13 protein-coding genes are annotated in these 13789 nt (G+C 64.0%); 7 read left to right on the plus strand and 6 right to left on the minus strand.

Annotated elements, in window-relative coordinates; all coding sequences use genetic code 11:
* Positions 1 to 4: 4 nt before the first annotated feature.
* A complete protein-coding gene (locus tag XI03_RS11380) occupies positions 5 to 211 on the minus strand; it encodes a hemin uptake protein HemP (protein ID WP_028140258.1) in 207 nt (68 codons plus the stop codon).
* 267 nt (positions 212 to 478) lie between these two features.
* Here XI03_RS11380 and XI03_RS11385 point away from each other — a divergent pair, with 267 nt between their 5' ends.
* The 6 genes from XI03_RS11385 to XI03_RS11410 all read left to right on the plus strand — a co-directional run bounded on the left by XI03_RS11385 (position 479) and on the right by XI03_RS11410 (position 5868).
* On the plus strand, positions 479 to 2827 hold the full coding sequence (locus XI03_RS11385) for a TonB-dependent hemoglobin/transferrin/lactoferrin family receptor (RefSeq protein ID WP_271592187.1): 2349 nt from the start codon (positions 479 to 481) through the stop codon (positions 2825 to 2827).
* Between the two features lie 93 nt (positions 2828 to 2920).
* The gene (locus XI03_RS11390) at positions 2921 to 3253 is read left to right on the plus strand and encodes an antibiotic biosynthesis monooxygenase family protein (protein ID WP_091956483.1); all 333 of its coding nucleotides are present in this window, start codon (positions 2921 to 2923) and stop codon (positions 3251 to 3253) included.
* 24 nt (positions 3254 to 3277) lie between these two features.
* Positions 3278 to 3793, plus strand: a complete 516-nt coding sequence (hutX, locus tag XI03_RS11395; protein ID WP_271592188.1) for a heme utilization cystosolic carrier protein HutX — start codon at positions 3278 to 3280, stop codon at positions 3791 to 3793.
* Between the two features lie 26 nt (positions 3794 to 3819).
* Complete coding sequence (exbB, locus tag XI03_RS11400) at positions 3820 to 4590, plus strand: tonB-system energizer ExbB (RefSeq protein ID WP_038948450.1); 771 nt, start codon at positions 3820 to 3822, stop codon at positions 4588 to 4590.
* 4 nt (positions 4591 to 4594) lie between these two features.
* The gene (gene exbD / locus XI03_RS11405; RefSeq protein ID WP_028140253.1) at positions 4595 to 5041 is read left to right on the plus strand and encodes a TonB system transport protein ExbD; all 447 of its coding nucleotides are present in this window, start codon (positions 4595 to 4597) and stop codon (positions 5039 to 5041) included.
* Entirely contained in the window at positions 5041 to 5868 is an 828-nt protein-coding gene (locus XI03_RS11410) for an energy transducer TonB (protein WP_028140252.1), read from the plus strand. The genes exbD and XI03_RS11410 overlap by 1 nt, the downstream gene beginning before the upstream one ends.
* Before the next feature lie 52 nt (positions 5869 to 5920).
* On the opposite strand, the gene XI03_RS11415 is transcribed toward XI03_RS11410, so the two are convergent.
* The 5 genes from XI03_RS11415 to XI03_RS11435 form a co-directional block, all read right to left on the minus strand.
* The gene (locus XI03_RS11415; protein ID WP_271592189.1) at positions 5921 to 7276 is read right to left on the minus strand and encodes an esterase-like activity of phytase family protein; all 1356 of its coding nucleotides are present in this window, start codon (positions 7274 to 7276) and stop codon (positions 5921 to 5923) included.
* Positions 7277 to 7361: 85 nt separating this feature from the next.
* Positions 7362 to 8264 (minus strand): carbohydrate ABC transporter permease, encoded by a 903-nt coding sequence (locus XI03_RS11420; protein WP_028140250.1) that lies wholly within the window; start codon positions 8262 to 8264, stop codon positions 7362 to 7364.
* A complete protein-coding gene (locus tag XI03_RS11425; protein WP_018317857.1) occupies positions 8257 to 9213 on the minus strand; it encodes a carbohydrate ABC transporter permease in 957 nt (318 codons plus the stop codon). Before XI03_RS11425 ends, XI03_RS11420 begins: the two co-directional genes overlap by 8 nt.
* Positions 9214 to 9353: 140 nt before the next feature.
* Complete coding sequence (locus XI03_RS11430; protein ID WP_271592190.1) at positions 9354 to 10700, minus strand: ABC transporter substrate-binding protein; 1347 nt, start codon at positions 10698 to 10700, stop codon at positions 9354 to 9356.
* 83 nt (positions 10701 to 10783) lie between these two features.
* Positions 10784 to 11827: a C-terminal binding protein gene (locus tag XI03_RS11435; protein ID WP_028140247.1), complete on the minus strand. Its 1044-nt coding sequence runs from the start codon at positions 11825 to 11827 to the stop codon at positions 10784 to 10786.
* A gap of 258 nt (positions 11828 to 12085) precedes the next feature.
* Between XI03_RS11435 and XI03_RS11440 the strand changes: the two genes are divergently transcribed.
* A complete protein-coding gene (locus XI03_RS11440) occupies positions 12086 to 13771 on the plus strand; it encodes a methyl-accepting chemotaxis protein (protein ID WP_028140246.1) in 1686 nt (561 codons plus the stop codon).
* The last annotated feature ends 18 nt before the right edge of the window (positions 13772 to 13789 follow it).

The raw sequence follows: 13789 nt of genomic DNA on the forward strand, positions 1-13789 counted from the left end.
TAGGTTACTTCGTCAGGATCAGCTTGTTCTGCGAGGTCAGGCGAAGCCGATAGCTGTCCTCGCCATGCGCGATGATGATCTCGCGCTCGGCCGCAAACAGCTCGCGACTGTCGATCCGGCTCCCACGCATGGTGAGGGTTCTCGTTGTCGCAGCAGGGCTTCCTGCCGACCCCGCCGCGCCGCCGCTGCTGTCTCCTGATGTTGCTGACATGTTGGCTGTGATGCGCTTTCGAAACCCTGGAGTGCTGCTTGCTTGTTTGTACAAGCGGCACGAAGCGCATTCCAACGGCTGCAATTTACAATCGATATAAACTGCAACCTTGTGACATTGACCGTCAGAGTGTTGCCACGTAACCAATTATGGCGGCGGGGTGACTTGCCCGCGTCTTGAGAAAACAGCCAGCCAGTCGTTCGCGTTGCGAACGCACGCCAGCCAAAAGACCTGAAATAATAGAGTGAAGTGCAGGCTGGGGCTGATATGGCTGACGGGGCTAAGTATTCGCGCGCCTTGATTTTGGGCGCGTCGGTGATTTCATTTGCGGCAATGACGACGAAGAGCGGTCTTGCACAGACCGCCGAGCCGCAGGCTGAACGCGCGTCGACGGAGCGGCCGAAGCAGGCTAAGCGCAAGCCGGCCAAGCCGCTGGTCGCGCAGCAGGCAGCGCCGGAGGTCCTCAACGCCCGAGCCCAGGCCGGCGGCACCGCGCCGGTTCAGACGCTCGACACCATCACGGTCGCTGCAACGAAAACCAAGGAGCGCGCGATCGATGCGCTCGCGCCGGTCAGCTCCATTTCGCCCGACCAGATCCAGGGTCTTCAGCCGAACCGGCTGTCGGGCATCTTCTATGCTGTCCCCGGCGTGTCGTTCCAGGAACGCGGCGACGATCCCGCGACCGTCATCAACATCCGCGGCCTGCAGGAGTTCGGGCGCGTTGCGGTGGTCGTCGATGGTGCGCGCCAGAACTACCAGCGCACCGGTCATAACGCCAGCGGCTCCTTCTTCCTCGATCCTGAATTGGTCGGCGGCGTCGACGTCGTGCGCGGCCCGACCGCCAACATCTACGGCTCCGGCGCGATCGGCGGCCTGGTCTCGTTCCGCACCAAGGACATCGACGATGTGCTGCGTCCCGGCGAGCGCTGGGGCGTCGATCTCTCGGGCTCCTACGGCTCCAACAACAATCGCGGCCTCGGCTCGGTCTTCGGCGGCGTGCGCGCCACACCGGACGTCGATATCTTCGGCGGCGCGGTCTATCGCACGCAAGGCAATTACAAGGACGGCAACGGCACCGAGATCGGCAACACCGGCAACCAGGTCGAGAGTGGCCTGATGAAGCTCACGGTGCGTCCCGCCCTCGGCCACGAGGTCAAGTTCGGCGCCATCTTCCAGGACTATCAATACGATGTCGGCCAGTTCAACAGGGGCCCCGTCGCGACCGCCGCCCAGCGCGCGCTCTATCAGGGCTCGTCGGTCTACGCCTCCGATGCCAAGAACTACACCGGCACGATCACCTGGAATTACGCGCTGCCGAGCGACAATTTGTTCGACTGGCACATGTCAATCTATGGAAACCGCGTCGATAACGACCAGACCAAGACCTACCACTATTCGACCTCGGGTGCGGCTCTGTGCGGCACCGGCAATTTCGGCAACAACATCTCCGGCTGCGTCGGCGACAAGCGCGGCTATGTCCTCAATACCTACGGCATCGACGCCAACAACACCACGCGGTTCAACGTCGGTGACTGGCGCAACGCACTCACAGTGGGCTTCGATGCGTTTCAGGACGATGTGATCACGACCGACAGCCGCGGCAATTCCAACATCACCACGCCGAGCGGCATCCGCACCGTGTCGGGCGGATTCCTGCAGTTGAAGCAGAACTACAGCACCTGGTTCGAGGCCGTGAGCGCGATCCGTTACGATCGCTACGATCTGGAGTCGGGCAAGACCAACGGCAGCGGCGACCGCTTCTCGCCGAAGATCACCCTTGGCGTCACGCCCGTTCCCGGCTTCCAGCCATATGTCAGCTACGCCGAAGGCTATCGCGCTCCCTCGATCACCGAGACCGTGATCTCAGGCGCGCATGCGACCGGTGGCGGGCCGGCCTTCTTCCCCTGTCCTGACGGGACCGTCGGCCTGTTCTGCTTCCTGCCCAATCCGAATCTTCGTCCCGAAGTCGGCGAGAACAAGGAAGTCGGCATCAACCTGAAGTACGACAACATCTTCAGCGCCAGTGACTCCTTCCGCGGCAAGATCAACCTGTTCCGCAACGACGTCAGCGATTACATCGACCTCGTCGCCTCGACGCCGGTCCCGACCGGGTTTGGCTCGTTCAGTCAGTTCTACCAGTACCAGAACATCGCGCAGGCCCGCATCCAGGGTTTCGAGGCGGAGACGATGTACGATGCCGGCAGCTGGTTCATCGGTGTCGCCGGCCACTACATCCAGGGCAAGAACGCCGTCACCAATGTCGGGCTCGCGACCATCACCCCGCGCAAGGTCGTCACGACCGGCGGCGTCCGCCTGCTCGACCGCACGCTGATCCTGACGGCGCAATGGGCCTCGTTCGGTGCCAACAACGACGTACCCGCCGGCTATTTGCCCGCGACCGGGTACGAGCTGGTCAATCTGTACATGACCTACAACGCAACGAAGGACATCGTGTTCTCGGCGTCGATCGACAATCTCTTGAACCAGTACTACCGGCCTTACGCCATTCCCGGCACGTCGACCGACGGCACCACGCAGAACGACGTGCTGTGGTCGAGCCCCGGACCGGGCCGGGTCTACAAGGCCGGCATGAAGATCCATTTTGGAGGTGCGTAGCGCCAGCTTCGCAGCACCACATCTCCGCCGGGCCGCGCTGATGCTCCAGCGCGGCTCCGGCGCGTTTCGTTTTGATCAAAAGGAGAGACTTTGATGTTCATCGCCATGAATCGTTTCCAGGTGAAGAAGGGCGCGGAGACCGCGTTCGAAACCGTCTGGGCCACCCGTGAATCCTATCTCGGCAGCATGCCGGGCTTCGTCGAGTTTCACCTGCTGAAGGGCCCGGAGGCCGAGGACCACACGCTTTATTCGTCGCACACCACCTGGGTCGACAAGGCGGCGTTCGAGGCCTGGACGCGCTCGGACCAGTTTCGTCGTGCCCATGCCCGCGCCGACAACTCGACCGGCGAGAGCCTGTATCTCGGCCATCCCAAGTTCGAAGGCTTTGAGGTGATCCAGAGCGAGCGCAAGGCCGCGGCCGCCTAGATTGCAATGGCAGAGGAGCCGGACATGTTGAGCACCGATCTTGCCGATCTCAGGGTCCATATGGCCGACAATCCGGGTGCTGTGATCGAGGACGTTGCGCGCGAGCGCAAGGTCACCCCGCGCAGCGTGATCGAGGCGCTGCCATCCTCCATGGTGCGGATCGGTGGCGGCGAGCACTTTGCCGCCGCCATGCTGGACATCGCGGAGTGGGGCGAGGTCACGCTGATCGTGCACACCGATGACGCGATCTTCGAGTTCACGGGCGCTGTTCCTGCGGGCGAGATCGGCCGCGGCTACTTCAACCTGATGCAGCCGAAGGGTCTGCACGGCCATCTTCGCCACGAGCGCTGCGCTGGCGTCGCCTTCGTCGAGCGCCCGTTCATGGGCAAATCGTCGGCCTTCGTCGCGTTCGTGAACGCCGACGGCGGCATCATGTTCAAGATCTTCGTCGGCCGCGACGAGACAAGGGCGCTGCGGACGGATCAGCTGGCGCGGTTCCGGCAGCTCGCGGCCCGGATCGCGGCGCAGCCGGCTGCGTAGCTTTCTTTTGTTGTCGGGAGATCAGGATGCAAGGCAAGTCCAGGCTTCGGCAAATGGTCGTTGCAATCGCGCTGGTGCCGACACCGGCCTTCGCGATCGACGAAGCCCTGTTACCGCGCAATCTGTCGCCCTGGGGCATGTTCGTCAGCGCCGACATTATCGTGAAGACGGTGATGATCGGGCTCGCTGTCGCCTCGCTGGTGACATGGACGGTGTGGCTCGCCAAGACCATCGAGCTGCGCCGCAAGGGCATGCTCGCCTTGCAGCGGACGCGCGGGCTCGAAGGCAACATGACGCTGGCTGAGGCATCGTCACGGGCCGGTGACGCGCACGATGCCGTTGCCCAGCTGATCCAGTCCTGCGCCAGGGAAGCCGAGCTCTCGGGCGGCATCCTCGACGACGGCCTTCAGGAGCGGGTGGCGCTGCGGCTCGAGCGGGTGGAGGCGGCGATGTCCAGGCAGATCGCGCGCGGCACCGGCGTGCTCGCGACCATCGGCGCCACTGCGCCCTTCGTCGGCCTGTTCGGGACCGTCTGGGGCATCATGAACGCCTTCATCGGCATCTCCGAGAGCCACACCACCAGCCTCGCGGTGGTCGCGCCGGGCATCGCGGAGGCGCTGCTCGCCACCGCGCTCGGGCTCGTCGCAGCGATCCCGGCGGTCGTGATCTACAATCACCTCGTCCGCGGCATCGCCAATTACCGCGCGTTGCTCGGCGATGCCTCGGCGCAGCTGATGCTGCTGGTCAGCCGTCAGCGCGACCACAGGGAGTTCCGCCTGGCGCGGGCGGCGGAGTAGGCCCATGGGTGCGAAGCTCGGCGCGCGCGCGGGATCGCCGCTCAAGCGCGGTGACCCGGATGATCTCCACGTCGTCAACGAGATCAACGTCACGCCGTTCATCGACGTGATGCTGGTGCTGCTGATCATTTTCATGGTGGCAGCCCCACTCGCCACCGTCGATATCGGTGTCGAGCTGCCCGCGACCGCAGCCGAGCCGGCGCCGCGGCCGGACAAGCCGACCTTCGTGACGGTGAAGCCGGATCTCACAATTGCCGTTGGCGAGGACACGATGGCCCGCGACGGTCTCGCCGCCGCCCTCGATGCCGTCATCAAAGGCCGTAAGGACGAGCGCATCTATCTGCGCGCCGACAAGGCCGTCTCCTACGGCGACCTGATGGAGGTGATGAACACCCTGCGTAACGCCGGCTACCTCAAGGTTGCCCTCGTCGGCCTCGATGGACGCAACTGATGGCCGCGAACGCCTTTGCCCTGCACGAGCCGCTTCGAGAGCGCGAGACCGCGCGCTGGGGCGCATCGGCGGTGGTGGTCGTGGCGTTGCACATCGCCGCCGCACTGCTGGCGATGAATTGGATCAGGTCGCAGCCCGAGCAAGGTGTCAACATGCCGGCGATCCTCATCGACATGACGCCGGAGACATCGGCGCCGCAGTCGACACCGCTCGATATCGCGCCGGGCCCCGTGATGGAGCAGGCGGATGCGTCGCCGCCGGAGCCGATGCAGCAGCAGGCCGTCGAAGAGACGATCGCGCCGACGCCGCCGCAGGAAAAGCCGGACGTGGTTGCGCCGCCGGAGCAGAAGCTGGAGCCGGCTCCGCCGAAGCCCGAGCCGGTGCAAGTCGCGCCCGTGGAGAAGCCGGCACCGGCAAAGCCTCGGGTGGTACGTCCCGATGCTCGGAAGCCGTCGGATGCGCCGCCCGCGCCGCGCACCAGCGCGCCGCCACGTGCCGAGCGCCAGGCTCCGCTGGCATCCGCCGTGAGTGCCGGCTCAGTTGCTTCGGCGATGGCAACCTATTATCAGCGCGTGCGTGCGCACCTCATGCGCTTCCACCAGTATCCGACGAGTGCGAATGGTCAGAGGGGCGTGGTCAAGCTGAGCTTCACGCTCGGCCGTGGCGGTCAGGTGCTGTCCAGCCGCCTCGGGGGCTCTTCGGGTGTGGCGGTGCTCGATGCCCAGGCCATGGCCATGGTGCGTCAGGCCCAGCCATTCCCGCCGGTGCCGTCCGAAATCACTTATGCGACGATTCCCATCAACGTGGGCGTCGCGTTTGGTAATTGATTTGCGACGAACTCCTCCCCCGCGCGAAGCGGGAGAGGAGCATAGCGTCAGCCTATTTCGCCTTCAGGAAATCCGCGACCTCGAGCAGCATGAACTCGTCGTCATCGGCCTTGTTGGGATCGCGGCTGGAGGAGAACGGCAGATTGTTGTCGTTGCCGACGATGATGTGGGTGTCGTCGACGCGATCGACGTTCTCGATGGTGAAGAACGGGAAGGTGTAGACGCCGTCGTTGAGCGGCTTCCTCGCCTTCTTGTCGGGATCCTTGATCTTCAAGAGGTCGATATAGCCGATCTTGCGCACGGGCTTGCCGACATTGGCCTCCGTGAGCTCGATCTTGTAGATGCGCTTGAACTTGGCGAGATCCGGGAAGCAGTTCTCGCCGCGCTGGCCTTGCGGGCAGGCCTTGTCCGCCGTGCCTTCGCCGTTGTCGCGCTCGATGATGAGGCCGGAGGCCTGATCGATCATGTTGAAATCGCCGATGGCGTTGCCGTTTTGCTCGAACACATACTGCCAGTAACGGCCGGTGAACTTCTCCGCAGCGACGTCGAATTCGAGGATGCGGGAGGCTTCCTTGCCGTCGACCTTCTCCCAGTCCTTCTTCTCGGCGTCCCACAGCGGTCCCTCGAGCAGGCCGTAGAGGAACTTGCCGTCCTTGGAGGACGCAAAGCCCTCATAGCCCTTGGAGCGGCGGATGTTGACGTTGGTGTAGGTCGCGCCCGGCGCGCCCGGCGTCGCCACGGCCCAACTGTCCGGCGACCACACCGGCTTGCCGTCAGCAACCGTATCGAACACGGCCAGGATCTTGCCTGATTTGTCGGCCTTCAGGATGTAGGGACCGAACTCGTCGCCGATCCAGAAGGTCTCGCCGATGATCTGGAAGCCTTCGGTGTCGAAGTCGGAGCCGGTGAGATAGCGCTTCTGCGTGTCCTCGTGCACGATGCGGAACGGGACCTTTTTGTCGGGATCGTGCAGGAAGATCGTCTCCAGCCGCTCGATTTTGCCGCCGGCCCAGTCCATCTTGTAGCGGTTGAGGTACAGCATCGAATCCGGCGAGTTGGCGCGCGCGCCCATGCCGTTGTCAGTGATGACCCAGAAGCTGCCGTCGGGCATGGTCTTGATGCCGGAATGGCCCTGGAGCGGCTGGCCCTTGAACGGCAGCGACAGGCCGGTCGCGCGCTCATAGGACTTGCCCATCACGGTGCCGAGCGCGTCGACCCGCTTGCCGGTGGTGTATTTCCCTGAAGTCTTGAGATCGGCGGGGGCATCGGCGGGGGCGTCGATGAAGGTGGCGGCCGGCATCACCACGTGGCCGGCGAGCTTGGCGGGGAATTCACCTTCGCTCTGCGCGAGCGCTGGGCTCGCGGCGAGAATGATCGTTGCGACGGTGGCAAGAAAAGTCGCGCGCATGTGCGTCTCCTGTTGGCGGACGCACGCGTTATGCGGATCGCGTGTTGCAGTTTTGTGAAACCGGGCCAAACGCCGCAGCCGCGATCTACTCCTTTACCGCGCCGGTCAGCGAGGACACGTAGTAGTCCACGAACAGCGAGTAGAAGATCGCGACCGGCAGCGAGCCCAGCAGCGAGCCTGCCATCAGCGCCCCCCATTGGTAGACATCGCCGGTGACGAGCTCGGTCAGGATTGCGACCGGCACGGTCTTGTTGGCGCCGCTCTGGATGAAGGCGAGCGCGTAGATGAACTCGTTCCAGGACAGCGTGAAGGAGAAGATGCCGGCGGAGATCAGCCCGGGCACCGCGAGCGGCAGCGTGATCCGTCGCAGGATCTGGAGGCGTGTTGCGCCGTCCACCAGCGCGCATTCCTCGAGCTCGTAGGGGATCGACTTGAAGTAGCCGATCAGCAGCCAGGTGCAGAACGGCACCAGGAAGGTCGGATAGACCAGGATCAGCGCCAGCGGTGAGTCGAACAGGCCGAACTGCACAACGACGGTGGCGAGGGGAATGAACAGGATCGACGGCGGCACGAGATAGGCCAGATAAATGCCGAGGCCCACATAAGGACTGCCGCGGAAGCGCAGGCGCTCGATCGCATAGGCAGCGAGCGTGCTCGCGATCAGGGACAGCGTGGTCGAGCCGATCGCCACCAGCATCGTCGTCTTGAGCCAGCGCGGATAGGCAGTGTCGAACAGCAGATGCTTGATGTGGGCAAGCGTCGGCGAGGAGATCCAGAACGGATTGTGGTCCTTGTAGTTCATCAGCTCCGCGTTCGGCTTGAACGAGGTGATCGCCATCCAGTAAAACGGGAACAGCAGGATCAGCACGAAGCAGCCGAGCGGCAGATAGATCATCATCAGCCGCCGCAGCCCGGAATCCCAGGCCATGGTGTCAGGTGCCGCTTTCGCGTCGGCCACAGCGGCGGTTTGCGCGACGGTATCAGTCATTGGCCTCTCCCTGCTGCCATTTGCGGCGCGCCAGGCCGAAATAAGAGAACAGCGTCGCGAAGATCAGGAACGGGATCATCGATACCGCGATCGCCGCACCTTCGCCGAGTTCGCCGCCGGCGATGCCGCGCTGAAACGCCAGCGTCGCCAGCAGATGGGTCGAGTTGACGGGCCCGCCGCGGGTGATGGCGTAGACCAGCTGGAAGTCGGTGAAGGTGAAGATGATCGAGAAGGTCATGACGATGGCGAGGATCGGCATCATCATCGGGAAGGTGATGTAGCGGAAGCGCTGCCAGGCGCTGGCGCCGTCGAGCATCGCGGCCTCGTAGAGCGAGGGCGAGATGGTCTGCAGGCCCGCGAGCAGCGAGATCGCGACGAAGGGAATGCCGCGCCAGATGTTGGCGGCGATCAGCGAGAAGCGCGCCGGCCAGGGCGAGCCGAGGAAGTCGACATTGCCCGATCGCCAGTGCAGCACGTCGACCAGCAAATAGGAGATGATCGAGAATTGCGGATCGTAGATCCACCAGAACGCCAGCGCCGAGAGCACGGTCGGCACGATCCAGGGCAGCAGGATGATCGCACGCAGGATGCTCTTGAACGGAAAATGGTTGTTGAGCAGCAGCGCGAGCCAGAAGCCGAGCGCGAACTTCCCGAAGGTCGCGATGCCGGTATAGACCACGCTGTAGAACACGGCGTTCCACCACAAGGGATCGGTGAGCAGATACTGGAAATTCTCCAGGCCCACGAAGACGCCGCGCCGGCCGATCGTGGTGTCGGTGAAGGCGAGCCAGATGCCGAGGCCGAGCGGGTAGGTCAGGAACACCGAGAGCAGCCCGATCGCGGGCGCCAGGCACATTACGATCAGGAACGGCTTGTAGTCGAACAGCCGCACCAGCCAGTTCGGCTGCCGCTGGGCAAGTACGGGAGAGGAAAGTGTCGTCACGGACATCAGTGTGTTGTCCTATCGTTGAACGTCACCACACCGTCATTGCGAGCGAAGCGAAGCAATCCAGTCTGTCGCCGCGGCTGCAGTCTGGATTGCTTCGTCGCAAGTGCTCCTCGCAATGACGACGGCTCTATCGTCGCGCGTTACCGCTGCCGCCGGAAGTACCGCTTGCAGCGCTGCTCGGCTTCCGCGGCGGCGGCCTCCGGCGTGGCCGCACCGGTCGCAACGGACGCGCACATCTGAATCAGCACGTAGTCGGCGCTGACGGCTCCGGTCGCCGTCGAGATCGGGCCCTTGTAGCCGTCATAGTAAGTGCTGTTCATCGTGTCCTTGAACAGCTTCACCTTGGGATCCTGCGACCACACCGCGGCCTCGGCATAGGCGGCCAGCGGCTGCGACCAGTAACCGGAATTGGCATTGAGCCAGGGCTCGTACTGGTCCTTTTCCAGCATGTATTGCAGGAAGGCCTTTGCGGCGTTGGGGTACTGGCTGTGCTTGAACACCATCGCGTTGAGTGTCAGGCCCGCCATCGGAGAGACCTTGGCCAGGCCCTTGGGCAGCAGTTGATGCTCGCTGTCCTCGGCGATCGCCTTGGTCGCCGGGTCGTTCTTGAGCGAGAAGTACAGCGAGACGCCGTTGGCGGTCAGGGAGATCTCCTGCGAGGAATAGGCGCGGTTGTTGCTGACGTCGTTCCACGACGGCGTGCCGGCGATGAAGGTCGGGTAGATCTGCTTGACCCAGTTCAGCGCCGAGATGGTCTCCTTGCTGTTGATGACGACATTGCCTTCCTCGTCGAGCAGGGAAGCATTGTGCGACCACAGCGCCCAATTGGCGAAGCCGTTGCCGTCGCCCTTGGCGTTGCCTAGCGCGAAGCCGGCTGGTTTGCCGGCCTTGTGCAGCTTCTGGCACAGGTCGAGGATTCCGGCATGGTCTTCCGGCACCTTGTCGAAGCCGACCGATTGCAGGATCGACTTGCGGTAGATCAGTGGCCCCGCGGTTGCACCGAACGGCAGGCCGATCCAGGCGTCGCTCTTGTTCTTCTTGCCGTAGCGCTGCGCAAGCGGCAGCCAGCCGCCATAGCGCTTGCCGACATAGTCGGCGACGTCGGTCAGCTCGATCAGCTTGTCGACGTAAATGTGGGGAGCGTCGGAGAAGCCGATGATGATGTCGGGGCCCGCGCCGGAGTTCGAGGTGACCGCGGTCTGCTGGTTGATGTCCTCCCAGCCGACGAAATCGACCTTGACCTCGACGCCGGTCTCCTTGGTGAACTTTGCTGCATTGGCGCGGAACACGTCCTCGTCGGCCTGGACGAAGCGCACCGGGCGTAGCATGCGCAAGGATGCGCCCTTCTCGATCGCAAGCTTGGGCGCCGCCACGTCGGCGGCCTTGATTGTCGATGATGTTGTTTGCGCTGCAGCACCGGTGGCCGCGAGCGTTGCAGCGGACAGGCCCAGCGCCAAGGCATCACGACGTGTGATGTCGTTCCTCATCAGTTCCTCCCTATGATGTCCCCTTCCCGGCGTTGATCGCCGGTGAAGGGCCGTTTCGCCTCTGGCGCCTTGGCGCCGGCCGCCTAGCTGTTCGGCCCGCGATCCATGCTGACGGGTTGCCAGCGGCGGAGCGTGGTGTCTTGCAGCACCGACGGATTGACGCAGCTTACCGGCCACATGCCCTGAAGCACCAGTGACAATTCGTAGCCCACGCGGCGCTTGCGCGCTTCGTCAAACCGTGCCGAGGCCGAAGCGACGTGGGCGGTCAGCGTCACGTTTTCCATGCCGAGCAGGGGATTGTTGTGCGAGGGCGGCTCCTTCTCCAGCACGTCGAGCGCGGCGTGCGCGATCCAGCCTTCCTGCAGCGCCTTGATCAGGCTCTCCTCGTCCACGGTTGCGCCGCGCCCGGTGTTGATGAAGATCGAGCCCTTCTTCATCTGCCGAAAGTGCTTCTCGGTCAGCATGTGATGCACCTCGGGCCTTGCCGGGGCATGCATCGAGACGAAGTCGGATTGCGACAGCACCTCGTTCAGTGTCGCCGGGATCACGCCGTGATCGTACATCAGCGTTTCCTGGATGAAGGGATCGTAGGCCATCATGCGCAGGCCGAACGGCGCCGCGCGTTTCGCAACCGCACGCGCCACGCGGCCGAACGAGACGAAGCCGAGCGTCTGGCCCATCAGCCTCGGGACCTTGAGCAGCGCTGGCCGGCCCTCAGCCCAGCGGCCGCTGCGCACCATGCGGTCCTGCTCGACCAGGCGGCGGAAGCCGGCGAGCAGCAGCATCATGGCGTGGTCGGCGACCTCTTCGATGAAGGTGTCCGGAATGTTGGTGACGGGAATGCCGCGCGCGGTGGCGGCCTTGACGTCGACGCTGTCGACGCCGACCGAGCCAAGCGTGATGACCTTGCAGGTCTGCAAGCTGTCGATGATGGTCTTGGTGATCGGGATGCCCTTGGCATAGATGGCGTCCGCGGTCTTTGCGGCGGCGATGAACCCCGCCTCGTCGGCGGGAGCCTCGATGATCTCGGCGTCGATCGGATCGAGCGCCTCGCGCTCAAAGGAATAGTCGCTGCCCGCGACCGTGAAGCTCGCGCCCTTCGGCGTCACCACCCTGTATTTCGGCATTTTCTCGCTCCCGATTTGGTTTGTCGGTTCTTGTTGTGACCCGTCTCCGCGGGCGGGCCTTTGCGTCTTTTACGCGAAATCGGAGCGGTCGCGTACAATCGTTGGTTGCCGGTGCGGAGATAAATTGCCGTTTTTTGCGGCTGCGTCCGGGCTTCTACGGAGGCACGTAAGTAACTTGCTAAGGCTCTCTCCCTAAAAGTTATTTCGATTTCGATCGATCTGTCGCGCGCCCGTATCCCATTATTGCCGGAGCTAATCGTGAAATTGAGCAATCTGAAGATCGCCCCGAAGCTCGGCATCCTTGTCGGCGTCACCTTGTTCGGCCTGTGCATCTCCGGTGTCCTCGCCGGCTATCTGATGAAGCGCGAGATGGTGAATGCGCGCATCGATCAGGCCAAGGCGATCGTCGAGCTGGCACGCAACTATGCGGGCGCTCTGAAGAAGCGCGTCGACGCCGGCGAGCTGACGAAGGACGCGGCGATGGCCGAGCTTCGCCGCTACGGCAATTCGATGACCTACGACAACGGCGCGGGCTATCTGTTCGGTACGTCGTATGAAGGCATCACGCAGCTCGCGCCGGATCCCAAGCAGATCGGCACCAACCGCATGGATGTCGTGACCAACGGCCGCAAGCTGTCGGTCGAGCTGATGGACGGCGTCAAGGCCAACGGTTCGATCCTGCTGCATTATGAATACATGAAGCCCGGTCAGCCGACGCCGATCCGCAAGATCGGCTACGCGGTGGCGGTGCCCGGCTTCGACATGTATCTCGGCACCGGCGCCTATCTCGACGACATCGACGCCAAGATGGGTCCGGTCTATTGGCTGCTCGGCTTTGCCATGCTCGGCATTTTCATTGTCGCCGGCAGCGTCGCCTGGCTGATCGGCCGCGGCATCAGCCGCCCGCTGGCGCTGCTTGGCGCCCGCATGAAGGATCTCGCCGACGGCAAGCTCGAGGGCGACATTCCCGGCGTTGGCCGCGGCGACGAGGTCGGCGCGATGGCCTCCACCGTCCAGATCTTCAAGGACAACGCGGTCCGCATCCGCGACCTCGAAAGGACCGAAGCCGATGCCAAGGAGCGCGTCGCGGCGGAACGTCGCAGCGCGATGGAAGGCATCGCCAACGACTTCGAACGCAGCGTCAACGGCATCGTCCGCTCGGTCTCCTCGGCCGCGGCCGGCATGCAGACGACGGCGCAGTCGATGACCGCGACCGCCAGCGACGCCTCCTCGCGCGCGGCGACGGTCGGCGCTGCCTCGCAAAAAGCCTCCGGCAATGTCGGCACGGTTGCGGCGGCCGCCGAAGAGCTGTCGAGCTCGGTTGCGGAAATCTCCCGCCAGGTCACGCGCTCGACCGAAGTCGCCAGCCGCGCCGTCAGCGACGCCGAGCGTACCAATGCCACCGTTCAGGTGCTCTCGACCGGCGCCGAGAAGATCGGCGAAGTTGTCAAGCTGATCCATTCGATCGCCGCGCAGACCAATCTGCTCGCGCTCAACGCCACCATCGAGGCGGCACGCGCCGGTGAATCCGGCCGCGGATTCGCAGTCGTCGCCTCCGAGGTCAAGGCGCTGGCCAACCAGACCGCCAAGGCGACCGAGGAGATCTCCGCGCAAGTCGCGGCGATGCAGACCTCGACCAGCGACGCGGTCACGGCCATCTCCGGCATCACCCAGACCATCGCCGAGATGAGCGAGATCACCGCCGGCATTTCCGCATCGATCGAGCAGCAGGGCGAAGCGACCCGCGAGATCGCCCGCAACATCCAGTCGGTCGCGGCCGGTTCGAACGAGATCAACGCCAATATCGGCAGTGTCACCTCGGCCGCGGAAGCGACCGGCACCGCGGCAACCGACGTGCTCACCAACGCCCGCGAACTGGACAGCCAGTCCGGCGCGCTGCGCAGCGCCGTCGACGGCTTCCTCGCCAAGGTGCGCGCGGCGTAAGGCCAAACACTCGAAATT

The sequence above is a fragment of the Bradyrhizobium sp. CCBAU 65884 genome (assembly GCF_028128835.1).
In the GTDB taxonomy this organism is placed as follows: domain Bacteria; phylum Pseudomonadota; class Alphaproteobacteria; order Rhizobiales; family Xanthobacteraceae; genus Bradyrhizobium; species Bradyrhizobium ottawaense.